The following is a 22,583-nucleotide window of genomic DNA, read 5'->3' as shown; positions in this document are numbered from 1 at the left end:
GCCAAAACCAGCCGAGCAGGCTCGCACTCAGCGGCGCTTGCCGCGAAGTATCCTGCGCAAACGGCCAATATAGTCAAAGATTCGTTTTTCAGCGCCGTGCTCGGTGGGCTCATAATATACGGTGCCCTCGAGCTCATCGGGCAGGTATTGTTGCTCCACTACCCCGCGCGGATCATCGTGGGGATAGGAATACCCCGTCGCATTTCCCAGCCGTTTTGCGCCCTCATAGTGCCCATCGCGCAGGTGCGGCGGCACGTGGCCGACCTTGCCGGCGGCGACATCGGCTTGTGCCTTAGTAATGGCAGCGATTACGGACGGCGATTTCGGCGCCGTCGCCAAGTGAATCGTTGCCTGCGCCAGCGGGATGCGCGCTTCAGGCAAGCCGATTAGTTGTGCCGCCTCTGCGGCCGCGACTGCGACTTGCAAGGCCGTGGGATCAGCCATGCCAATATCCTCTGAGGCGTGAACCATCAGACGGCGGGCAATAAACCGCGGATCCTCGCCAGCCTCAACCATGCGCGCTAAATAGTGCAGCGCGGCATCGACATCAGAGCCGCGGATGGACTTGATGAAAGCGGATGTCACGTCGTAGTGCTGATCGCCGTCGCGGTCATAGCGCACCACCGCCCGATTCACGTTATCCGTAATCGTGGCCGCGGTGATCTCGCCGCCATCATCAACCGCTTCCGCGGCCGCTTCGAGGTAGGTCAGACTGCGCCGAGCGTCGCCCCCAGAGAGCACGACGAGCTGGTTTAAGGCCTCATCAGTAATGATCAAGTCGCGCTCCCCTAGCCCCCAGTCGCTGTCTAGCGCGCGGCGCGCTACGCCCTTGAGATCCTCCTCGCTCAGCGAGTGCAGCTGCAGGAGGAGCGAGCGGGATAACAACGGCGAGACGACCGAGAAGGATGGGTTTTCGGTCGTCGCTGCAACGAGCAGGACCGTCCGGTTTTCCACCGCTGCCAGCAAGGCGTCCTGCTGGGTTTTGGAGAAGCGATGAACCTCATCAATAAAAAGCACCGTCCTGCGGCCGTGGATAAGTTCCTGCCGGGCGTGGGTAATGACTTCGCGCACCTGCTTCACCCCTGAATCAAGGGCGGAGAGACCAACGAAGTTTTGGCCCATCTGGCTCGCGATGAGCGAGGCAATCGTTGTCTTGCCGGTCCCGGGCGGACCATACAAAATGACCGAGGCCTCGCCGGATCCTTCGACCAGCCGGCGCAGCGGCTTGCCGGAAGCAAGGAGGTGGTCTTGCCCCACGACCTCTTCCAAAGTCTGCGGGCGCATGCGCGCGGCCAAGGGCGAACCGGAGTGCGTGGCAAAGAGATTGGCCGTGGGAAAAGACGATGCCGAGCCATCGCCTCCCATGCTGCCGCCGGCATTGGGAGAGGCGCCGAAGAGAGAATCCTGGCTCATGTGGTTTTAGCTCCCCAAAAAGGTGTAGTGATTAGTCGTCGTGGACGCGGCGGGCAACTAAGTTGCCAAACTCCGCGATGGCCGTACACGGTGCGGTCCCGCATTGGGCGGCGTAGCGCGCGAGCGCGTCGAAGGTTTCATAGAGGTCTTGGCGGACCAATAGCTCGTCCTCGTTAAATGGCCCGCTGTCCGGCGGGCGCAGGATCGAGCGCTGCGGGTCATGAACAATCTCTGCGTCCCCGCTAGCAAGGGCAACCAATCCCTCAATTCCCCCAGCGTGCATGGTAGTCACGCTAGACAAGGCCCAACCAATGAGGGAGGCGACGATAAGGCCGTGTAGCTCTTCTTCATCGGCAAAGCGCGGCCATACCTCAGATACTTCGCGCGACCATGCGGCGAGGAATGTATCTGCTTCCTTATCCGTGATTGGTTTAGAAAATAGGAACTGTGGGAAGCCCGCGATAACGCACGCGACGTCAAAGCCCACGTTCCTAAACCCCGCCCATTCATAGTCCAAGAAGTGCAGGCGCTTAGAAACGATGATGTTATCCGGCGAGAGATCGAAGGGAGTAAAGGCCCTATCCTTGCCGGAGGTGAGGGATTCGGCGGCTTGATCGGCCAAGCTGCGAAAACTCTCTGGGGCCTTGAGCCCTGCCTCATCAAGCAGGTTCAGCCCGATACCAATGGAGCGATACAAGGATTGATCGCGCACGGATTGGTGATCGGCGTATTCCGGGTTATGCCGCAAGGTGCGGTTGAGCAGGGTCTCAAAATCCTGCTCGTGATCTGCGGTTCCTACGTGAATATGCCCCAATGCCGTACCCAAAGAGCGCAGGATGCGGATGCGATCCTCATCGGAGGATTCCAAAAGCACATCCGCAAGGGTCTCGGCTTCACCCAAATCCGTCAGGACAATGATGCGCCGGTCTAAATCGTGCGCGAGCAGCACCGGCCCTGGGCGCACGTCTTCTGCTAAGGCGGTGGTAAATTGGTAGGCCACGACCTCGCGCAGCATCGCTGCGTCATCAACGCCATAGCCGGTTACTGGATTGTATTTGATAACCACAGAGCGATGCGGCAAAAAGGCGCTAGGGGCAACTTTCGCGCGCAGCACTAAGGCATTGCCGGATCCGCCTAAATCCTCAACATCCGACATTTCTGGTGTGCCACCAAAGCGGCGCGACAACATTTCCGATGCGGCACCAATGACCTCATCGGCCGAAAGCACTGTCTGTGTATCAACCATAGTTCTATCCAGTATGCCCGCCAACACAAAGCGGGGGCTACACCCTCGCCGCACAAGTGTCCGCTGCGGCGAGGGCGCGCGCCCCGCTTAACCTAAAAATGGTGTCGTGATAGCGAGCCTAAGAGCTAGTTCTCCTGCTCTGATTTCGCGGCCTTAGCCTCTTCGCCGTTCCTTTTCTTCTCCGGCTTGAAGTCCACGCCGGTCTCCTTGCGCTGTGCGGCGGGGATGGGCGCGGGGGCATCGGTAAGCGGATCCACGCCGCCACCGGACTTCGGGAAGGCAATGACGTCGCGGATGGAGTCAAAGCCGCCCAAGAGGGACACGATGCGGTCCCAGCCAAAGGCGATGCCGCCGTGTGGCGGTGCGCCGTAGGAGAAGGCGTCGAGCAAGAAGCCGAACTTCTCTTGTGCTTCCTCATCGCCGATGCCCATGACCTCAAAGACGCGCTTTTGCACATCTTCTTGGTGAATACGGATGGAACCGCCGCCGATCTCGTTGCCGTTGCAAACGATGTCGTAGGCATAGGCCGTGGCCTCGCCCGGGTTCTCGTCGAAGGAATCGATCCACTCCGGCTTCGGCGAGGTAAAGGCGTGGTGCACCGCGGTCCACTTGGAGTGGCCCAAGGCCACGTCGCCGGACGCGGTGGCATCGGCAGAAGGCTCGAAGAGCGGGGCGTCAACGACCCAGGTAAAGGCCCAGTCGCCTTCCTTGATGAGGTCGAGCTTCTTGGCAATTTCGCCGCGGGCCGCACCCAGCAGCGCGCGGGAAGACTTAGTATCGCCGGCGGCAAAGAAGATGGCGTCACCGGGCTTTGCGCCAACGTGCTCGGCGATGCCCTCGCGCTCCGCGTCGGTGATGTTCTTGGCCACAGGCCCGCCCAGGGTGCCGTCTTCTGCGACGGTGATGTAGGCAAGGCCCTTGGCGCCGCGCTGCTTGGCCCAGTCCTGCCATGCATCGAACTGGCGGCGCGGCTGCGAAGCACCGCCGTCCATGACTACGGCACCGACGTATTCGTTCTGGAAGACCCGGAAGGTGGTGTCCTTGAAGAACTCCGTGCACTCGACAATCTTGATGTCAAAGCGCAGGTCCGGCTTATCGGAGCCGTAGTACTTCATGGCATCGGCATAGGTCATGCGCGGGATTGGGGTCTGAATGTCGTAGCCGATGAGCTTCCACAGCTCCTTGACAATCTCTTCACCAAGCGCAATGACATCGTCTTGATCCACGAAGGACATCTCCACGTCCAACTGGGTAAATTCCGGCTGGCGGTCGGCGCGGAAGTCCTCATCGCGGTAGCAGCGCGCGATCTGGTAGTAGCGCTCCATGCCGGCCACCATCAGCAGCTGCTTGAATAGCTGCGGCGACTGCGGCAGCGCGTACCAAGAACCCGGCTTCAGGCGGGCAGGGACCAAAAAGTCGCGCGCGCCCTCTGGGGTGGAACGGGTCAAGGTAGGGGTTTCGATTTCGGCGAAATCGTGCTTATCCAGCACGTTACGGGCCGCGCGGTTGGCAGCAGAGCGCAGACGCAGTGCCTTTGCCTGGCGCTCGCGGCGCAGATCCAAGTAGCGGTACTTCAGGCGGGTCTCCTCGCCTACCTCGCCAGAGGAGGAAGGATCATCTACCTGGAAGGGCAGCGCTGCGGATTTGTTGAGCACCTCCAGGTCGGTGACGTTGACCTCGATGTCTCCGGAAGGCAGGTTCGGGTTTTCGGATCCTTCTGGGCGCGGTTCCACTACGCCGGTTACCTTGACGCAGTATTCCGAACGCAGGTCATGGGCGCGCTCTGCCACATCGGATTCGCGGAAGACTACCTGGGCAATGCCGGAACGATCGCGCAGGTCGATGAAGATCACGCCGCCGTGGTCACGGCGACGAGAAACCCAACCGGTTAGGGTTACTGTCTCTTCTGCCAGTTCTTTGCGGAGCTCACCGGCCAAATGGGTACGCAGCACTATAATTCAATCCCTTCTGAAATGGTGTTACTTGCGGGTCCAGCCACGCGTAAACAGCGCGCGCCCAACCAAGCACAAGACTAGGAACTTGGCCAATTCTACATCCCACCGCCACTTTCGCCCCTATTAAGCCCACTTAAGCCACCGCGCAGGCACGCGGCCCCGGCACCGCTAACCCTGCCGGAAATAAATGGGCTGCTGCGCACTGCCGCGGCCGACAAGGTGTGGCACTATCTAGACATGACCTTTAAATCTGGTGCCGATTTCGATGGCCAGCGCGCAACCTCCGGCGGTGGCGGCGGCCTCGCTTTAGGCGGCGGCATCGGCTCCGTCGTGCTCGTCGGGCTCTACCTCTTATTAGGAGGAAACCCCTCCGATATTGGTGCCCTGTTGGGCAATGAACAGTCCCAATCCGGCACCCACACCGGTGCCGATGATTCCGCCTTCGATCACTGCCAAACGGCAGAAGACGGCAATAAATACGATGACTGCCGGGTCATGTTTACCGCCATGAGCGTGGATAATGTCTGGACCGCCGAGCTACCCGAGCAAGCCGGCATCGAATACACCAACCCTGGCCGGGTGATTTTTAATAGCTCCACCAATTCCGGCTGCGGCACTGCGTCTTCAGCCACGGGGCCGTTTTATTGCCCCGCCGACCAATCGGCGTATTTTGACACCACGTTTTTCAATTCGCTGAGCAACTACGGCGCGCACAATGCCCCGTTCGCGCAGATGTACATCGTTGCCCACGAGTTTGGTCACCACATTCAGCAGCTCGAGGGCACGCTGCAGCTATCTGACTATAACGACCCCGGCGCGGATTCCAATGCGGTAAAGATCGAGCTCCAGGCAGATTGCTACGCCGGTATTTGGGCTTCCCACGCGGATAAGGGCGAGGATGCTCTGCTGGAGCCGATTTCCCAACAGCAGGTGGCTGACGCAGTCACCGCGGCGCAGGCTGTGGGTGACGATAATATTCAGCGCCGTTCCACTGGGCAGGTCCAACCCGATGCGTGGACGCACGGTTCTTCCGAGCAACGCCAGCGAGCTTTCCTTGCTGGTTATAATTCCGGCCGGATGGCTGAGTGCGACACCTTGGGGCGCGGGGTCTACAGCTAACTCCCGGCCCCCTCTTTACCCCGCTGGAAATAATCTCCCTGCCCGTATTGTTGACATGTCACGTACAATGATTACAGGTACGCAGCAAGAGTAGAAAGGGACACCATGCAATTTGGCATTTTCACGGTCGGAGATGTGACCACCGATCCAACGACGGGCGAAAGCCCATCAGAGGCGGAGCGAATCCGCAATATTACGGAAATCGCGCTCAAGGCAGAAGAAGTGGGCCTCGATGTCTTCGCCACAGGCGAGCACCACAACCCGCCCTTCGTTCCGTCCTCCCCGACGACCCACCTAGCCTATATCGCAGCGCAGACCGAGCGCTTGCAGCTTTCTACCTCCACGACGCTGATTACCACCAATGACCCGGTAAAGATCGCGGAAGATTACGCCTTCTTACAGCACCTCTCCGGCGGCCGTGTGGATCTGATGATGGGGCGCGGCAATACCGGCCCCGTCTACCCGTGGTTTGGCAAAGATATCCGCCAAGGCATCCCGTTGGCCGTGGAAAATTACCACTTGCTGCGCCGCCTGTGGCGGGAAAACAGCGTCAACTGGGAGGGCAAATTCCGCACCCCGTTGCAGGCGTTTACCTCTACCCCGGCGCCCCTCGATGGCATCCCGCCGTTTGTATGGCACGGCTCCATTCGTTCTACCCAGATTGCAGAACAAGCGGCCTATTACGGCGACGGGTTCTTTCACAATAATATCTTCTGGAATCAAGAACACACGGCCAAGATGGTCAACATGTACCGGCGTCGCTTTGCTTCCTATGGCCACGGCCAAGCAGACCAAGCCATCGTGGGGCTCGGCGGCCAGGTATTCATCGGCGATACTGAAGAGGAGGCCAAGAGGTTCTTCCGCCCGTACTTCGATAACGCCCCCGTGTACGGGCACGGGCCTAGCCTGGAGGAATTTACTGACTACACCCCGCTGACCGTGGGTACCGCAGAGCAGGTTATTGAGCGCACCCTGAAATTTGCGGACTACGTGGGCGATTACCAACGCCAGCTCTTCCTCATCGATCACGCCGGGCTGCCACAAGAAGTGGTGCTCAAGCAGATAGAAATTCTTGGCACACAAGTAGTACCGGAGCTTCGTCGGCGCTTTGAGCAGCGACGACCAGAGCATGTACCCTCGGACCCACCAACGCATGCCACGCTCAAGCAGCACCCAGATTCCCCGCACTTTCGCGTAAGCCCTGGAAAGGAGGACTAAGCAATGCGCTCTTTAGTTGTCCTCACGGCCGGGCTCTCGGAGCCATCATCTACCCGGCAATTGGCTGAGACCATTGCAGAAGCCACCGAGGCGAAGATTTCCGCGCGCGGTGAAGGCGTAAACACCCACATTATTGAGGTGCGCACCCTTGCTTCTGAATTGGCCACAGCCATGACCAATTGGGCGGCTCCAACGCCCCAACTGGATGAAGCAAAAGAGCTGCTGTCTACGGCCGATGGCTTTATTGCCGTCACCCCTGCCTTCCAAGGCAGCTACTCCGGGCTGTTCAAGATGTTTTTTGATGTTCTGGATGCCCACGCCTTGGAGGAGCTGCCCACCATCGTGGCAGCTACGGGCGGTTCCCCGCGCCACGCGCTCATCTTGGACTATGCGCTGCGCCCCCTGTTGAATTACCTGCACGCCCACGTCGTTCCGACCGGCATATTCCAGGCAACCGAGGATCTGGGCACCGCCGAGGGCGCGCGCATTCGCAGCCGTATCGAGCGCGCCGCAACGCAGCTTGCGGATCAGATGATTCGCCCCACGGATCGGGTCGCCGGGCTTGCCGATGCCCCCAAACCCAGTCCCCATTCCCGCCCTACCGGAATCGGAGTGGACGAAGAGTTTCTGCCTTTCGAGGAAATTTTGTCCCAATACGACGGAAAGCGCTAGCGCCGCAATACCTATCGCATATTCTAAAATTGATACATGTCACATATTTCTCTACGCTTGAATTTTAGAATCTTCGACCCGAATCCCCGCGCCAGAGAAAATTTCTTTTTCATGCTCTTGGACCGATAACTCTCTTGCTACGAAGAAAGGTTTCTTAAGGCTTTCACCATGACTATTAGCGTTACTGACATTTTCGCCATCGGCATTGGTCCATCCTCCTCTCACACGGTTGGGCCGATGCGCGCCGCGAAGCAATTTCTAGAATCCCTCGATACCCATCCCGCCCGCGTCTCGGCGGAACTGCGCGGTTCGCTGTCCGCCACCGGACGCGGCCACGCCTCCGACCGCGCCGTCATCCTTGGACTCGCCGGCTGGGAGCCGCTGACCGTTCCCATCGATGCCGAGCCGCAAGCCGGCGGCACAATCCCCAGCGAAGGCACCATTTCTGGCCCTTCTGGCAGCGTCGACTACGAAATCACCTTTGACAACGAGCCACTGCCCCAGCACCCCAATGGCATGATCTTCCAGGCCTGGGATGCAGATGGCAATATCCTTGCTGAAGATGAACAGTACTTCTCCGTCGGCGGCGGCTTCATCCTCTCCCGCAAAGAGCTCGATGCAGAGGTCGCCGATAGCCACGAAGTGCCCGCCGGCGTTGCCGCAGCAACCGTAGAAGACACCGTGCCATATGAGTTCACCACCGGCGAAGAACTGCTCAACCTCTGCGAGGCCAACGACAAAGATATTTGGGAAATTGTCCTCGCCAATGAGGAAGTACTTCACAAGGACGAAGGCGGCGCGGATTTTGTCCTGCGCCATTTGGACCTCGTATGGGACATCATGCGCGGATGCGTGACCGATGGTATTTCCACCAAGGGCATCTTGCCCGGTGGCCTCCGGGTACCGCGGCGCGCCCCCAAGATGTATGCGCAGCTGCTCGAACAGAAAAATGACCCACACTCTGGCTTCTCCGCCATGGAATGGGTCAATCTCTTCGCCTTAGCGGTCAACGAGCAAAACGCCGCGGGCGGCCGCGTTATTACCGCGCCCACCAACGGCGCCTGCGGCATCATTCCCGCAGTGCTGCACTATGCGCGCGACTTCCATGGTGGCTTCTGCCGTGAATCCGCACGCCGTTACCTGCTCACCGCAGGCGCAATCGGCATGATCATCAAACAGAACGCCTCCATTTCCGGCGCCGAAGTGGGATGCCAGGGCGAAGTCGGCTCCGCCTCATCCATGTCCGCTGCGGGAATGGCAGCACTCCTTGGTGCGACCCCCGCCCAAGTGGAAAATGCGGCAGAGATCGCCCTTGAGCACAACCTCGGCCTTACCTGTGACCCGGTCGGCGGACTAGTGCAGATCCCTTGTATTGAGCGCAACGCCATCGGCGCGGTGAAATCCATTAACGCCGCCCGCATGGCAATGATGGGCGAAGGCACCCACCACGTCACCCTGGATAACGCCGTACAAACCATGGCAGATACGGGCCGCGATATGCTCTCCAAGTACAAGGAGACCTCCCTCGGCGGCTTGGCTAAGACGATGGGCTTTAGCGTTTCCCAAGTGGAGTGCTAATCAGTTAAAAACACACAAAAGGGGGGCACCGAATTTAATCGGTGCCCCCCTTTTTTTTACTCCTGCGTTTAGCTTTCTAGATCCCGTCCTAAAATGGCAACCAGCTGCGATAGCTCAACATCGCGTTGCTCGTGGGCCGCCAAGTCCTTCACCGCAACGGTACCGTTTTCTAGTTCTTGATCTCCCAGGACCAGAGCAAAGCGCGCGCCCGCGCGGTCAGCGCCCTTCATCGCGCCCTTGAGGCCGCGATCACCAAAGGACATATCCGCCGCGATTCCCGCCTTGCGCAGGTCATTGATGATGCCGGTCATGCGGCGCTTGGCCGCTGTACCCAAGGCAATGCCATAGACATCCACGCGGGAATCACTGCCTTCTAAGGTGATTCCCTCAGCTTCTAGGGCGAGGATGGCGCGGTCAACGCCGAGGCCATAGCCGATGCCCGAGAGATCTTGCCCGCCAAGCTGCGCCATCAGGCCGTCGTAGCGGCCGCCGCCGCCAATACCGGATTGCGCACCCAGGCCATCGTGGACGAATTCAAAGCAAGTCTTGGTGTAGTAGTCCAAGCCGCGCACCATACGGGGGTTGATTTCGTACGCCACGCCCATATCCTCCAGCATGCCGGTTACGGTCTCAAAGTGCTCGCGGCACTCGGCATCGAGGTAATCGAGCATCAAGGGGGCATCGGCAAGCTGCTCCTGCATATCCGGGCGCTTATCGTCTAAGACACGCAAGGGGTTGATCTCCGCGCGGCGGCGGGTTTCCTCATCAATGTCCAGCTTGAACAGGAATTCCTGCAGCTTTTCGCGGTAGGCGGGCCGACAATTCCGGTCGCCCAAGCTGGTCAATTCCAGGCGGAACCCGCTCAGCCCCAGGGCCCTGTAGGAGCGATCCGCCAGTGCGATGACCTCAGCATCAAGTGCTGGATCGTCAACGCCAATAGCTTCCACGCCAACCTGCTGAAGCTGGCGGTAGCGCCCCGCCTGCGGGCGCTCATAGCGGAAGAACGGACCACTGTAGTTCAGCTTTACCGGCAGCTGACCGCGATCCAAATTGTGTTGGATGACCGAGCGCATAACGCCCGCAGTTCCCTCCGGGCGCAAGGTCACAGAGCGATCGCCGCGATCTGCAAAGGTGTACATCTCTTTGGAGACCACGTCGGTAGATTCGCCCACGCCGCGGGCAAAAAGCGCGGTATCTTCAAAAATGGGCAATTCAATGTGCTGAAAGCCGGAAAGATGCGCCTGTTCCACCATGGTCTGGCGGACCTTATAAAAAGTCGCAGACTCTGGTGGGTAATAATCTGGCACACCCTTCGGTGCGGACAGTGCCTGGAACCGCTTCTCTTCACTCATGGTCACTAGAGTACCCCATGGGATTTTCGCAGGAATGGGTTGGTCGCCCTCTCCTCACGCATGGTCGAGGTTGGGCCGTGGCCGGGAAAAATGTCCAGCTCATCGTCTAAATCCCACACCGGGCCCGCCAATGAATCAAGCATGGCCTGTGGATTAGAATCCGGAAGATCGACGCGCCCCATTCCCCCGGCAAAAAGTACGTCACCGGTAAGGGCAAAAGTATCCGAAAAGATCAATACGCACCCCGGCGAATGTCCAGGGGCGTGTTGGAGGGTAAATGTATTCCCGATTAGCTCCAGTTCTTCCCCACCGTGGAGTTCGCGGAGATTGGCAATGGGTACCATGCTCGAGGCTTGGAATAGCTCCTGCACCTGGGCAGAGACGCCCTCCCCAGAATCCAACATGAACCTATCTGCGGGATGAATATAAACGGGGATATCGAGCTTTTGTGCCAAGTCCCCGGCCTCGCGGGTGTGGTCAATGTGCCCGTGCGTGAGCACGATGGCTTCATAGTCATAGTCGTGCGCCAGAACCCTCGACATGGAATCCATGCCCGGATCCACGATGAAAGCGCGCTTTCCCTCCGCCACGATATAGGTATTTGTGCGAAATGGGCCTGCAGTAAATCCTTGAACGTCCATGGCTCAAGTCTAACGAGAACCGCCCCTTGAGCACCCCGCACGTATCAGCCTTCTTGATCCAAGGCCGCGCAAGCATGCAAAAAGCACCCAGCCTTCGCGCCCACAACCACGGTGGGTTATGGGGAAAGGCTGGGTGCTGGATTTAAAGATCCTGCCAGCTTAAAGCTTTATTGCAGGGCTGCAAGAGCCTTGTCGTAGTCCGGCTCAGTGGTTACCTCCGGCACCAACTCGTTGTAAATGACCTTGTGGTCAGCGTCGGTGACTACAACGGAGCGTGCCAATAGGCCCTTGAGTGGGGAGCCTTGCAAGGTCACGCCGAACTTCTCGCCAAAATCGGAGCGGAAATCGGAGGCGGTGTCCACATTTTCAATGCCCTCTGCGGCGCAGAAACGATCCAGCGCGAAGGGAAGGTCGCGGGAGACAGACAAGACAACGGTGTTGTCCAGGCCCGCGGCCTTCTCGTTAAAGGTGCGCAGCTGCTGCTGGCACACGCCGGTATCGATGGAAGGGAAAATCGAGATAACGAGGCGCTTGCCCTCGAAATCCTTATTGGTGACCTCAGAAAGGTCGGTGCCAACGAGGGTGAACTCTGGGATGGACTCCCCTACTGCGGGAAGTTCACCAGCGGTTTGGGTAGGTTCGTCAGAAAATTTAACTTCAGCCATGGCCCCGAGCGTACTGATACTTTTGCTTCCCCGCTATAGCTCACCGCTTTTTGCTGATGCCAATCCCCGAGCCAAGTCAGCCCCACGTCCGCAAAGCCGCTAAAATCATCCTAGTTGAGACACGTCACCGATAATCGCTAGAAAGGTTGTCCCACGGTGCCAGATAATAAAAAGCGCGGAGAAGACGCGATGCACAAGCTCGACCGCGAGCTAAAGTCCCGTGACCGCAAACAAAAGACTCGTCCTTTTGGTGTCGCCGTAGCCTCGCTCGTCGTCATCCTCGGCATCGCCGGAGGAATTTACTTCCTCTCCACCCGCGATGGCTCTGAGGGCGAAATCCAGGCGGAAGATACCTCGGAAGCACAGACCACGCAGGAAGCCCCCAAGGCAGAGCCCTTGAGCGGCAAGCGCGCGGAAGCCCTGCCGGCAACCGTCCAGTGCGAGTACAAGGACAATGGGCAGGATGGCCACGGTGCCAAGACGCCCGACGGCAAGGATATTTCCACCGAGGGCACTGTCACCGTATCCTTCGATACCACCCAGGGCCCGATCGAGATGAACCTAGACCGTGCCACCGCGCCTTGTACCACCCACGCCATTTCGGAACTGGCTGACTCCGGCTTCTACGATGACACCGTCTGCCACCGCATGACCTCTGGTGGCTTGAATGTGCTCCAGTGCGGCGATCCCACCGGTTCCGGTACCGGCGGCCCAGGTTTCAGCTTTGCTAATGAATACCCCACCGATGAAACTGATGACGAGGACTTGCAGAACCCAGTTGTCTACCCCCGCGGTTCCGTCGCTATGGCCAATAGCGGCCCGGACACCAACGGCTCCCAGTTCTTCCTTAACTACGATGACTCGGAGTTGCCTCCTAACTACACCTACTTTGGCACCATCACCGAAGATGGCCTCAAGACCCTAGACAAGATTGCCGAGGCCGGCGTAGACACCGGCGAGCAGGGCGGTCTCCCAGGCGGCCAAGAAGACGGCAAGCCTGCCGAAGAAGTAAAGATCAAAAAGGCTACGGTAAAGGCCTAGTCTGCGGCATCGGCGCTTGCCGATGCCTCCCCACCCCCTACATTTGCCTCACCCCAGCGCAATGCACGAACTAAATCGTGGCGTGGCGCTGGGGCATTTTCACATCCGATGCTTTGCCTTGACCAACCTCCTACCTGCACGTAACTCCAGAAAGCACATCCTTCCCATTCACACCATCTGCATTAATCACCCCCTCAAAACACCCCTATTCCTTATTGATAATGTTTTTTATTAAAATCAGCTTGGGGTAATTCGGACAGCTACGAAGCCGTCTAATATCCAAAAAATTTGAACACCACAAGCTTGACAGGAAACACAATGAAGCTTATCTCCCGCAAGGCCTTCCTCGCCGGCGCAACCGCCCTATCCGTTACTCTCGCTGGCACCACCGTGGCCACTGCCGCGGAGAATGTGGATACCGCCGCTCAGGTCTCATCTGCCACCTCCACCGGCACTCCTAGCCAGAAGATTGATTCGGACGCAAACAAGCAAAACGACGCCAAGAAAACGCAAGACTTGTCTTCCAAGGACGCGAATCCTGAGTCCATCAAGGCCTGGATCGAAGTTATTACTGCTGCTGTCGGTGCACTGGGTACTCTCTTCGCTTTCGCCAATAAGTACATCAACATCGATGACCTTCTAAAGAACTTCAAACTTCCTTTCTAAACGCAATCGCGCCTTGACGATGCTTAACCGCCGTCCTCTTATTGAACTGCACGGCGGTTGTACGGAAGGTAGTTCTGAAGTTCTCCCCCCTCTATCAAATCTTTAAGACTCTTTGGCCTGTTTGATATACCCAGAGCCAACGAGGTCATTAAAGATATCTGGGTCTATGTCCTGACCATTCTTGATGACAGATATGTGCCCGGTGGGCTCTAAAACCATAATCTGAACGTCTTCCATGCGGGCCAAACCAGCCTTTCGCACCGCGGAATACACATCAGAGCGAGTGATGTGGGACACGGTGAGATTATCGTCAATCATCTCGCCCTGAAAGACGATGAGAACAGGGCGGCGATCCAAAAATCGCGTCCACTTCACCACCTTGCGGATGGTGCCGAATGCAGCTTCCAGGGCCATCAGCGTGGTCAGCCCGATAACACCCGCCGCTAATGTGGGTGGAACACCAATGATCACTCGCCCGGCAACGGCACCGAACATAATGATGATGATCGCGTCAGAGGCCGTCATGGAGGTCAACACGCGAGAACCAAAAAGCTTTACCAAGACCATAAAGGCAAGATAGATGCCTAATGTAGACAACATGACAACAGGAACTCGATGTAGCTCGATTCCTAGTTGAAAAGTAGCCTCGCGTAAAAACCGTTCAAAGATATCCACGGCTTTTGAGGTTACTAGGATGCAAGACACAGCACAGAAAAATAAGCGCTTTTCCCCCCTTTAAGCGAGGAAAAGCGCTTTTCGCGTATCCGCAGGAATTGGATCCCTAATTAGATGTGAAAAGTCTTGCGCAGGTCATCAAAGATGGCCCGCAGTGGTGCCGGCAGCACCTGGGGATTTAAACCAATAAAGGCGATTCCTGCCGCTAGTGCCGCCACGATGACAAGGGCTGCGCCGCCAAAGGAAGAGCCTTGCGGTATCTTCGGGGAACCATCGGCTTCGCCCAATTCCACGGGCAGGATTGCTTGCGTACCAGCGCCGGTGGTGATTTCCAGGTTCTGGGAGCCGGTGAGTCCTTCTGGCACGGTCAGCGTCACCTGCGCGCGTCCGCGCTCGCCAAATTGGTCATCGCCTTCCTGCTTGGAGTTGTCGATATCGGCAGATACTTCCTCATCCCCCAACTTCACCGTAACCGTCTTAGCCATTGGCTCGCCCTCACTGGTGTAGTTCAAGGTGGACAGTTCGACGGTGATTTCTTTACCTGGGACAATATCGCCATCGATGTGGGCGCCAATTTGGCCCTGTCCCTTGCGGACCTCGGACTCACCGGACGCGATGTAGTCGATCATGGCTTGGGCGTCCATGTATCCCACATCGTTCTTGTCCTTGATGGAGCCTGCTTCAAAGTAACCATCGCCGCCCTTTTCGCTGTCGCTGGAAGCAAGGAAGGAAGAAAGCGCGATGGAATAGTCCTTATTCGGATCGAGGAGCTCGCCATTAACAGTCACCGCCTTGACGCGCTGGCCGTGAGATGCTTTTTGGTCATAGACCACCTGGACGTTATTGGACAGCCCCATGGCTAGACGCGGCCTACTACCCTCCTGCCACTGTTTTTCTAGTGCGGTGATGAAGTCCTTGCCGGAGACCTTCGCGGTAATAACAGAGTTACCAAACGGCTGGACCTCAAAGATGTCCTTGTACGTTACATCGCCACCCTGCAAATCGGCGCGCACTCCGCCTGCATTCATGACGCCGAGGTCAATGTCCTCACCCACCTGCTTGCTCATGGCATAGCGCTGCCCTTCCGCGATGAAGTTATTCAGGGTGGACTCGACACCGCGGTTAGAGCCTGGCTTTTGCCCCTCATCGGAACCGCGGAACAAGTCGGTTTCGACTGTGCCAGCGCTCTTCGAGCCTTCTACCTCGGCTTCATCCTGTGCCTTCTTAACGATGCCCGCAATCTCAGCATCCGGCTCTACCTGCGCCGCAGCAGTCGCGTCATACTGCTTGAGCTCAATGCTTTTGACCTTGCCGGCGGCCTTGTCGTAGGTAATATCGGCATCGTTAAGCAGCTTGCCATACTCGTAGCCTTGCGCCCACTGCAGTGGCAGCGCGCCGTCGCGTTCAACCGTTCCCTGGGTGGTCTGGTGGGTATCGCCACCAAAGAGGATATCGACGTCCTTATTAAAGCCCTTTGCGTATTCCTCCGCATCTTCGTGGAAGAGGGAAACCACGACATCTGCCTCGCCGCTTTCCTTCAAACGGGTGGCTTCCTCATTCGTTGCCTCAACGGGATCGGTAAAGGTAACGCCCGGAATCTTTGCCGCAGACACCTTGAACTTGGTGTTTTGGGTAACGGTTCCGACATAACCGACCTTCACCCCGTCGATTTCTTCCACATGGGAGGCGTCCAAGATCGGTTGGCCGTCTTTTAATACATTGGCGCCGAGGATGGGATAGTCAGACGCTGGCTCGATACGGTCCGTTAGGTCCTCGGTGCCCTTGTCGAATTCGTGGTTGCCCACCGCGGTGACCTTCATCCCCATGGCATTGAGCGCTTCCAGGGTGTATTTGTCATCCGAGATGGCCGAGACGAATGCAGAACCGCCCACGTTATCGCCTGAAGAGGTGAGGTTAAACTCCTGGCCTTCGTTGACCTGCTTGATAAGCGATTGCAGGCGAGCCACGCCAATCTCATCGCCCGCCTTAGCTGGATCGCTCAGGCCATCTTCCAGGTGACCGTGCAAGTCAGTGATATTGGTAACCGAGATGGTGGTCATGTTCTCCTGCGCTAGGGCCTGCGTGCCGGAGAGAGCGACGGCGGTGACGGTGGTCGCGGCCACCAACTGGCCGATGCGGCGGAACTGCATAATTACTCCTGTGTCGTAGAAAGTATTCAGATAATTTATATCGCTTTCTTAACCAACTCGCAGGAAGCACACCACCCGTGAACTGGTCTTTTACCTCTCCTCCGCCCAGAATTCACACAATCGTCACCTGCCCGTAGCCCGCGCGTTGCTCTACCAAGCAACCGCGCAGGGAGGTAGCCAGGCAGTCAAACGGTTACGCGGTCACGCGGTAGACGTCAAAGACGCCCTCGGTATTGCGCAGCGTCGTCATCAACGAACCCAGCTGTTTGGTATCCGAGACTGAAAAGGTGAATCGCATCGTGGCAATTTGGTCCTCGCCGCGGTTCGAATTCATGGTCAACACATTAATGTTCTGGTCACTAAGTACCCGCGTTAGCTCAGACAGCAAGCCCTGACGGTCCAATGCCTCAAGCTGCAGCGTGGCAGAAAAGGCGCCGGTAGAAGAGGTACCTGAGGACCATTCGACCTTCAACATGCGTTCCGGTTCGGATTTGAGCTTTTCCGCGTTGGCGCAGTCCGCACGGTGCACGGATACTCCCCCACCGCGGGTGACGAAACCGAAAATAGCGTCCCCGGGCACCGGCTGGCAGCACTTCGCAAGCTTGGCCATGACATCGGGGCTTCCCTCCACCAAGATGCCCGTGCCGGAGGCGGAGTCCTTAGTATGCTGCGCGCGAGAATGCTCGAGCTCCGACAGCGGGGTTCGAGAGGCCAGCGCATCCACGGCATCATCGCGATCGCCGAACATGGCGACCAATTGGTTGGCCACGTGTTGTGCGGAAACATGTCCTGCGCCGATGGCAGTATACAGGGCATCGACATCAGAATAGTGCAGCTGTTCTGCCACCTGCTTCATGGAGCTGGCGGTAAACAGGCGGTGCATCGGCAAGCCGCCGCGCTGCACCTCAGTGGCCAAGGCATCGCGCCCGGCTTCAAGGTGCTCCTCACGCCTTTCCTTGGCAAACCACTGGCGGACCTTTGCCTTGGCACGCGGGGAGACCAAGAATTCCTGCCAATCGCGCGACGGGCCGGCGTTAGGATCCTTGGAGGTAAAGATTTCTACCTTGTCGCCAGATTTCAGCGGCGATTCTAGCGCCACCAATTTGCCGTTGACCTTGGCACCAATGCAGCGGTGCCCGACCTCCGTATGCACGGCATAGGCAAAATCCACCGGAGTGGACCCCGCCGGCAGATCCACCACATCGCCCTTCGGGGTAAAGGCGAAGATCTGGCGCGCCGTCAGGTCATAGCGCAGGGAATCGAGAAACTCATTGGGGTCAGCCGCTTCTTTCTGCCAGTCCAGCAGCTGGCGCATCCAGGCCATCTGGTCCACCTCTTCCTGGTGCCCAGAATTCTTTCCCTTCGTTTCCTTATAGCGCCAGTGCGCGGCGACGCCGAATTCGGCGTTGTAGTGCATCTCGTGCGTGCGGACCTGTACCTCAAGGGTCGCTCCGCCGTCCGCGAGCACCGTCGTATGCAAAGACTGGTAGACGCCGAAGCGCGGGGAAGAAATATAATCCTTAAAACGCCCCGGCAGAGCCTGGTAGATGGAGTGCACGACGCCAATGGCGGCGTAACAGCTATTGCTGTCATCCACCAATACGCGAATGCCCACCAAGTCGAAGATCTCCGCGAACTCGCGGCCGCGGACGACCATCTTTTGATAGATAGACCAGTAATGCTTCGGCCGGCCCATTACTTCGGCCTCGATGCCATTTTCCTTTAAGGCGGCACCCACTTGGTTGATGATTTCCTTCAGGGCACGATCGCGCGAGGGCGCGCGCTCTGCCACCATGCGCACGATTTCGTCGTACTTTTTGGGATAGAGGATGGCAAAAGACAGGTCCTCTAGTTCCCATTTCACGCTCGCCATGCCCAACCGGTGGGCCAAGGGGGCAATGACTTCTAGCGTTTGGCGCGCCTTTTTGGCCTGCTTTTCTGGAGGCAAGAAGCGCATCGTGCGCATATTGTGCAGCCGGTCGCTGACCTTGATGACAAGGACGCGCGGATCGTTGGCCATGGCGACGATCATCTTGCGGATCGTCTCAGCCTCGGCCGCAGCGCCCAAGGCCACCTTGTCCAGCTTGGTCACGCCATCAACGAGCCGGGCAACTTCGGGCCCGAAGTCTCGGGTCAGATCCTCCAGCGTGTAATCGGTATCCTCCACCGTATCGTGCAGGAGCGCTGCAACAATGGTGGTGGTATCCATACCGATTTCCGCGGCAATCGTAGCTACGGCCAGAGGGTGGGTAATATACGGCTCACCCGACTTGCGGAATACGCCCTCATGCAACCTTTCCGCGGTGTTATAGGCAGCGTTGAGTAATTCCGCATCCGCCTTGGGATGGAATTTCCGGTGAATGGACATGAGGGGATCGAGCACGGGGTTAATCTTGACCCGCCCGCCGGTCAGTGACCGGGCAAGCCGAGCAGACATGCTCCGCATCCCGTTATTAGCCTGGCGTTTTGCTGACTTATCCGTGGCCATCTCTACCGCCCTTCACAATGCTGCAGCCTATATTGCTGGCTGCAGCGCCTTTCCAGATCGTGTGATCTAGCTTAGACACACCATCTTAGTCAGCGTCATCCAGCACAATGAGCGGCGGGCCCGATAAGCGTTCACGACCATTAAGACCCTTAACTTCTAGCACCACTACATTGCCCGCGACCTCGGCACCTGCAGACTCCAGCAACAGTTTGGCGCCGTGGAGGGTGCCACCGGTGGCTAGGACGTCATCGACAAGCACCACGCGCTTGCCCTTCACATCAACGCCGCTGGCGGGGATCTCCAACGCGGCCGACCCATATTCCAGTTCGTATTCCTCGGTATATACAGGCGGCGGAAGCTTGCCCTTCTTGCGAATGGCCAAAATGCCCAAACCCAGCTTGTACGCCACGGCAGAGCCCAGCAGGAACCCGCGGGCATCCAAGCCGCCAATGAGATCCGCACCCAGCTCCTCGCACGCGACCGCAAGTCCATCAACAACGGCCTGAAATGCCTCAGGATCGGCTAATACCGGTGTGAGGTCTTCAAAAAGAATTCCTTCTTCTGGAAAGTCCTGCACAAGGCGCACGTTGTCGCGCAATGCTTGTGCTGCTGATTCGTAGTGAGAGGTCATCATCTTCCTTGAGAACTAAATAGCGAGAATTAATTTAGGAGCGAAAAGGCTTAGGCCTTTTCCACAGGTTCTTGTGCCGACACGTGCCAACGATCCATATTCCAGCCGATGCCCGAGATGCCAGTGTACGGCAGGACACCCTCCACGTCGCGATGAACGATGAACACGCGCGGCTGCGCAGCGACCGGAATGGAGGGAACACTCTCCCACAGCTGCTCTTCCTGCTCCTTGAGCTCAACGGAGTTTTTGATGCTGGAATCAGCGGCGGAGTACTCGGTCAGCGGATCGACTGGGCCCAAGAAGGCATCGATAGTTGGCTGCCCCGTTTCCGGATCAGGGTTGAGATAAAACTGCGATAGGTTCTCCTCCGCAGCATCCTCGATGGTAATCCCCGCCGGTTCGCAGGAGGCGCGCAGCGCATCGACCATCGCCTGATAGCGCTTATCCGGGCCAACGTAGCCCACCTTGATGGTGGACCCATTCAACTGGCCGGCCGCAGCCATGTCCGTTCCCTCGTGGTCCTTCGCCACCGAGCCTAGCGTTTGGGCTACCGGATCTTGGACAGAGACGGTACGCACATAAGCCGGTGGAACATCGACACCAGATATTTCGGAGCTCTTTTGTGCTAACGCCGCTTGGTCGACGCAGGCAGCAAATGCCTTCCTAGCAGAAGGCGCTGCAAAAATCCCAGCCTGCGACAGCGTCAACGTATCGGTTTGCAGGCCCACCTTGGTGGTCGTTTCAAACTCGGTATTGTCAGCGCCCGCGGAGTCCTCCCCATCGGAGCCGTGTTCTTTATTCGAGTCAGATCCATTTGTGGATTCTGGGGCGTCGTTACCTTCCTCGGATTCTGCGTCCTTGCCCGCGTTCCCTGAGAGCCAGTCGGGCGCCGCGATGGCGGAGTCTGCCACCTTGAGAACGCCCTTATCCGCAAGTTCCTGTGCGTTCGCCGTACTTGGCCAAATAACGAGGCGATCCAAGGCAGGTTTGTCGCCGCGATACTGCTCATTGGCTTTTAAGAAAACCTCGCCGGAATCGCCCACCTTATCCGCGGTAAATGGGCCGTAGGACACCTGTAGCTCTGGGTCAAAGTCATCCTTGGCTGTAGAAAACCCATAGCGCCACAATTCCGCTACTGGCTGCAACGTCGCCATGTCTTCTGCGTGCAAGGCCGCGTTGAGTTCCTCTACGGTCAAATTCGTCTTCTGCGCAAGCGCGTGCGCAGGCATGACGGTGCCAGGGCCAAACATTTGGCGCCACCGATGTCCCTGGTCTTTCTGAAAAGTCAGTGTAAAGGCCTTGCTCTGCGGTGCGCACTCGATATCCGCGATGTCATTCATCAGCGGCATATGCGAGGCAAATTCAACCGGGTGCGTGCCAGCCGTATAGGCAAGCAGGTAATCATCGCAGGTGACGGGGGCACCATCGGAGAATGTAGCATCATCGGCAAGCGTCACACGCACGCTTTCCTGATCACTATCTGCTGCTGGCGGAAGCTCTTCGGTCTCTACCAAATCCGCATTGGGAATAAGCTGCCCGGAGGGCCCCGGGACAAAAAGACCGGGATAAAGCCGCGTCGAAAGTTGGGCCGCTGAGGTGGTGCTGCCGAAGGCGGTGCCGGCATTCGTCGTGGTCAGCTGAGAGTTAACCATATATCCGGCGTAGTTGTAGGACTCCGGATCGCTGGGCGTAGCCTGGTCACCGCTCTCGGATTCCTCACTGCTGCACGAGGCCGCTACCAGCGCAAGGGCGGAAAGCCCCGCTGCAACCGCCGTGATTTTGGGACGGCGCCCCCACCACCGTGTGGTGCCTAATCTGCGTTCCACGGTACGCACAACCCCTTTTCTCCTAAAAAGACCAAGCCTTACTCTGCCTGATTATGCCGTGTTCAAGGGCACTTAGCGGCCCGGGCGCCACGTAGCACCGGTATGGCCGGAGGCGCTGCTGCCGTGATCAGTTTGTTTTTCTGCCACTTCCTTGTGCGTCTTGGCCCCGACATCGGAAGGCGTAACCACCTTGCGCTTTGCAGAACCCGCATCCGCTGGTTCACCGTCCTCAGACTTACCCGCGCGGTAGTCCAGCACACGCTGCGTGTGCTGCTTGACGCGCTTAGTCCAATTAGCAAACGTCACCACCAACGGAGTGGCCAAGAAAATCGAGGAGAAAATACCCTCGATAACGCCAATGAGCTGGATCAGCGCCAAATCGCGCAGCGTACCGATGCCCATAAGCCATACGGCAATGACGAACAGCGCGATAATAGGCAGCGCGGAAATGATAGAGGTGGAAATGGAACGCATGACCGTCTGGTTAATCGCCAAGTTGGCGAGTTCCCCATAGGTCTTAGATCGTTGGCCTTCCAGCCCCGCCGTATTCTCATTGACCTTGTCAAAGACGATGACGGAGTCATAGATGGAGAAGGTCAGGACGGTGAGCAAACCGATGATGACGGCGGGAGAAACTTCAAACCCGAAGAGGGCGTAGATACCGGCGATGACGATGCCATCAATAATTAGCGCCAAAATGGCGGCAAAAGCCATAATCTTTTGCAGGCGCACCGCCACATAGATTGTCGCTGCAACGAGGAATACGACCATAGCGAGGATCATGCGCTGCGTAATCGAGGAGCCCCACGATTCGGACACGGTGGAAGAACCGATGGCGTCCGGGGTGGCCTCCCCGTTTTCATCCTTGGGTTGAAATTCCTCGTAGATGGCAGACCGAGCGCTGTCTACCTCTTCTTGGCTCAAGCGCTCAGAGGTGATTTCGAGCGTCTCAGAATCACCGGCACCAACGATGCGCACTTGCTCCGGTTCAACGCCAGTGGAGTCCTCGAAGACGGTAGCTACCTCGTCTTCTTTCAAGTCCCCAGCAGGCATGGACAAGGTGGTGCCACCCTCAAAGTCGAGGGAAAGCGTAAATCCACGAATCAAGATAGCGACGATGGCAGCGACGAGGAGCGCGGCGGTAATCCCGTACCACCGTTTGGTATGGCCAATGAAGTCATAGCCACGCTCGTCTTCATAGAGGCGATCTAAACGCGAAATCTTATTTTTAGTCGATACGGCCATGA

18 protein-coding genes are annotated in these 22,583 nt (G+C 57.9%); 6 read left to right on the top strand and 12 right to left on the bottom strand.

The window, feature by feature from the left end; genetic code table 11:
• Window positions 1–27: 27 nt before the first annotated feature.
• The 3 genes from ABRP95_RS00180 to aspS form a co-directional block, all read right to left on the bottom strand.
• Window positions 28–1,413, bottom strand: coding sequence for a replication-associated recombination protein A (locus ABRP95_RS00180; protein WP_284782029.1), 1,386 nt, complete (start codon window positions 1,411–1,413; stop codon window positions 28–30).
• A 31-nt stretch (window positions 1,414–1,444) separates the two neighbouring features.
• Window positions 1,445–2,659, bottom strand: coding sequence for a phosphotransferase family protein (locus tag ABRP95_RS00175; RefSeq protein ID WP_349838741.1), 1,215 nt, complete (start codon window positions 2,657–2,659; stop codon window positions 1,445–1,447).
• Window positions 2,660–2,784: 125 nt separating this feature from the next.
• On the bottom strand, window positions 2,785–4,611 hold the full coding sequence (gene aspS, locus ABRP95_RS00170; RefSeq protein ID WP_035108457.1) for an aspartate--tRNA ligase: 1,827 nt from the start codon (window positions 4,609–4,611) through the stop codon (window positions 2,785–2,787).
• Window positions 4,612–4,851: 240 nt separating this feature from the next.
• On the opposite strand from aspS, the gene ypfJ reads away from it, so the two are divergent.
• From ypfJ to ABRP95_RS00150, 4 genes are all read left to right on the top strand, one after another.
• Complete coding sequence (gene ypfJ, locus ABRP95_RS00165) at window positions 4,852–5,733, top strand: KPN_02809 family neutral zinc metallopeptidase (RefSeq protein WP_005279028.1); 882 nt, start codon at window positions 4,852–4,854, stop codon at window positions 5,731–5,733.
• Window positions 5,734–5,838: 105 nt separating this feature from the next.
• Window positions 5,839–6,951, top strand: coding sequence for an LLM class flavin-dependent oxidoreductase (locus ABRP95_RS00160; protein ID WP_005279026.1), 1,113 nt, complete (start codon window positions 5,839–5,841; stop codon window positions 6,949–6,951).
• Window positions 6,952–6,954: 3 nt separating this feature from the next.
• The gene (locus ABRP95_RS00155; protein ID WP_005279023.1) at window positions 6,955–7,623 is read left to right on the top strand and encodes an FMN reductase; all 669 of its coding nucleotides are present in this window, start codon (window positions 6,955–6,957) and stop codon (window positions 7,621–7,623) included.
• A 168-nt stretch (window positions 7,624–7,791) separates the two neighbouring features.
• Window positions 7,792–9,201, top strand: a complete 1,410-nt coding sequence (locus tag ABRP95_RS00150) for an L-serine ammonia-lyase (protein ID WP_284769719.1) — start codon at window positions 7,792–7,794, stop codon at window positions 9,199–9,201.
• A gap of 68 nt (window positions 9,202–9,269) precedes the next feature.
• On the opposite strand, the gene hisS is transcribed toward ABRP95_RS00150, so the two are convergent.
• The 3 genes from hisS to tpx all read right to left on the bottom strand — a co-directional run bounded on the left by hisS (window position 9,270) and on the right by tpx (window position 11,859).
• Window positions 9,270–10,553, bottom strand: coding sequence for a histidine--tRNA ligase (gene hisS, locus ABRP95_RS00145; RefSeq protein ID WP_284782037.1), 1,284 nt, complete (start codon window positions 10,551–10,553; stop codon window positions 9,270–9,272).
• A 5-nt stretch (window positions 10,554–10,558) separates the two neighbouring features.
• Window positions 10,559–11,194, bottom strand: coding sequence for an MBL fold metallo-hydrolase (locus tag ABRP95_RS00140; protein WP_284782038.1), 636 nt, complete (start codon window positions 11,192–11,194; stop codon window positions 10,559–10,561).
• 167 nt (window positions 11,195–11,361) lie between these two features.
• Window positions 11,362–11,859, bottom strand: coding sequence for a thiol peroxidase (gene tpx / locus ABRP95_RS00135; protein ID WP_284769716.1), 498 nt, complete (start codon window positions 11,857–11,859; stop codon window positions 11,362–11,364).
• Window positions 11,860–12,015: 156 nt separating this feature from the next.
• Here tpx and ABRP95_RS00130 point away from each other — a divergent pair, with 156 nt between their 5' ends.
• Window positions 12,016–12,900 carry a peptidylprolyl isomerase gene (locus ABRP95_RS00130; protein ID WP_284782040.1) on the top strand — a complete coding sequence of 295 codons (885 nt, stop codon included), beginning with the start codon at window positions 12,016–12,018 and terminating at the stop codon, window positions 12,898–12,900.
• A gap of 318 nt (window positions 12,901–13,218) precedes the next feature.
• Window positions 13,219–13,566, top strand: coding sequence for a hypothetical protein (locus ABRP95_RS00125; protein ID WP_284782041.1), 348 nt, complete (start codon window positions 13,219–13,221; stop codon window positions 13,564–13,566).
• A 102-nt stretch (window positions 13,567–13,668) separates the two neighbouring features.
• Here the strand turns inward: ABRP95_RS00125 and ABRP95_RS00120 are convergent, their stop codons facing one another.
• The 6 genes from ABRP95_RS00120 to secF all read right to left on the bottom strand — a co-directional run bounded on the left by ABRP95_RS00120 (window position 13,669) and on the right by secF (window position 22,581).
• Window positions 13,669–14,241 (bottom strand): DUF421 domain-containing protein, encoded by a 573-nt coding sequence (locus ABRP95_RS00120; RefSeq protein WP_410755690.1) that lies wholly within the window; start codon window positions 14,239–14,241, stop codon window positions 13,669–13,671.
• A gap of 110 nt (window positions 14,242–14,351) precedes the next feature.
• A complete protein-coding gene (locus ABRP95_RS00115) occupies window positions 14,352–16,391 on the bottom strand; it encodes a bifunctional metallophosphatase/5'-nucleotidase (protein WP_349838740.1) in 2,040 nt (679 codons plus the stop codon).
• Window positions 16,392–16,584: 193 nt separating this feature from the next.
• Window positions 16,585–18,879, bottom strand: a complete 2,295-nt coding sequence (locus ABRP95_RS00110; RefSeq protein ID WP_284782045.1) for a RelA/SpoT family protein — start codon at window positions 18,877–18,879, stop codon at window positions 16,585–16,587.
• A gap of 85 nt (window positions 18,880–18,964) precedes the next feature.
• Window positions 18,965–19,510: an adenine phosphoribosyltransferase gene (locus ABRP95_RS00105; RefSeq protein ID WP_284796167.1), complete on the bottom strand. Its 546-nt coding sequence runs from the start codon at window positions 19,508–19,510 to the stop codon at window positions 18,965–18,967.
• A 50-nt stretch (window positions 19,511–19,560) separates the two neighbouring features.
• A complete protein-coding gene (locus ABRP95_RS00100) occupies window positions 19,561–21,336 on the bottom strand; it encodes an ABC transporter substrate-binding protein (RefSeq protein WP_349838739.1) in 1,776 nt (591 codons plus the stop codon).
• A 72-nt stretch (window positions 21,337–21,408) separates the two neighbouring features.
• Window positions 21,409–22,581: a protein translocase subunit SecF gene (secF, locus tag ABRP95_RS00095; protein WP_349838738.1), complete on the bottom strand. Its 1,173-nt coding sequence runs from the start codon at window positions 22,579–22,581 to the stop codon at window positions 21,409–21,411.
• Window positions 22,582–22,583 lie beyond the last annotated feature (2 nt).

It is taken from the genome of Corynebacterium sp. KPL2895 (genome assembly GCF_040225815.1).
Taxonomy (GTDB): domain Bacteria; phylum Actinomycetota; class Actinomycetes; order Mycobacteriales; family Mycobacteriaceae; genus Corynebacterium; species Corynebacterium rhinophilum.
Note: the sequence above shows the minus strand (reverse complement) of the source record. Positions and strands in the feature narration are given on the sequence as shown.

What these genes read in the sequence shown, in the direction of transcription:
- ABRP95_RS00180 (WP_284782029.1), bottom strand. Translation starts at nt 1,413, where the DNA reads ATGAGCCAGGATTCTCTCTTCGGCGCCTCTCCCAATGCCGGCGGCAGC.
- ABRP95_RS00175 (WP_349838741.1), bottom strand. Translation starts at nt 2,659, where the DNA reads ATGGTTGATACACAGACAGTGCTTTCGGCCGATGAGGTCATTGGTGCC.
- ypfJ (WP_005279028.1), top strand. Translation starts at nt 4,852, where the DNA reads ATGACCTTTAAATCTGGTGCCGATTTCGATGGCCAGCGCGCAACCTCC.
- ABRP95_RS00160 (WP_005279026.1), top strand. Translation starts at nt 5,839, where the DNA reads ATGCAATTTGGCATTTTCACGGTCGGAGATGTGACCACCGATCCAACG.
- ABRP95_RS00155 (WP_005279023.1), top strand. Translation starts at nt 6,955, where the DNA reads ATGCGCTCTTTAGTTGTCCTCACGGCCGGGCTCTCGGAGCCATCATCT.
- ABRP95_RS00150 (WP_284769719.1), top strand. Translation starts at nt 7,792, where the DNA reads ATGACTATTAGCGTTACTGACATTTTCGCCATCGGCATTGGTCCATCC.
- hisS (WP_284782037.1), bottom strand. Translation starts at nt 10,553, where the DNA reads ATGAGTGAAGAGAAGCGGTTCCAGGCACTGTCCGCACCGAAGGGTGTG.
- ABRP95_RS00140 (WP_284782038.1), bottom strand. Translation starts at nt 11,194, where the DNA reads ATGGACGTTCAAGGATTTACTGCAGGCCCATTTCGCACAAATACCTAT.
- tpx (WP_284769716.1), bottom strand. Translation starts at nt 11,859, where the DNA reads ATGGCTGAAGTTAAATTTTCTGACGAACCTACCCAAACCGCTGGTGAA.
- ABRP95_RS00125 (WP_284782041.1), top strand. Translation starts at nt 13,219, where the DNA reads ATGAAGCTTATCTCCCGCAAGGCCTTCCTCGCCGGCGCAACCGCCCTA.
- ABRP95_RS00115 (WP_349838740.1), bottom strand. Translation starts at nt 16,391, where the DNA reads ATGCAGTTCCGCCGCATCGGCCAGTTGGTGGCCGCGACCACCGTCACC.
- ABRP95_RS00110 (WP_284782045.1), bottom strand. Translation starts at nt 18,879, where the DNA reads ATGGCCACGGATAAGTCAGCAAAACGCCAGGCTAATAACGGGATGCGG.
- ABRP95_RS00105 (WP_284796167.1), bottom strand. Translation starts at nt 19,510, where the DNA reads ATGACCTCTCACTACGAATCAGCAGCACAAGCATTGCGCGACAACGTG.
- secF (WP_349838738.1), bottom strand. Translation starts at nt 22,581, where the DNA reads ATGGCCGTATCGACTAAAAATAAGATTTCGCGTTTAGATCGCCTCTAT.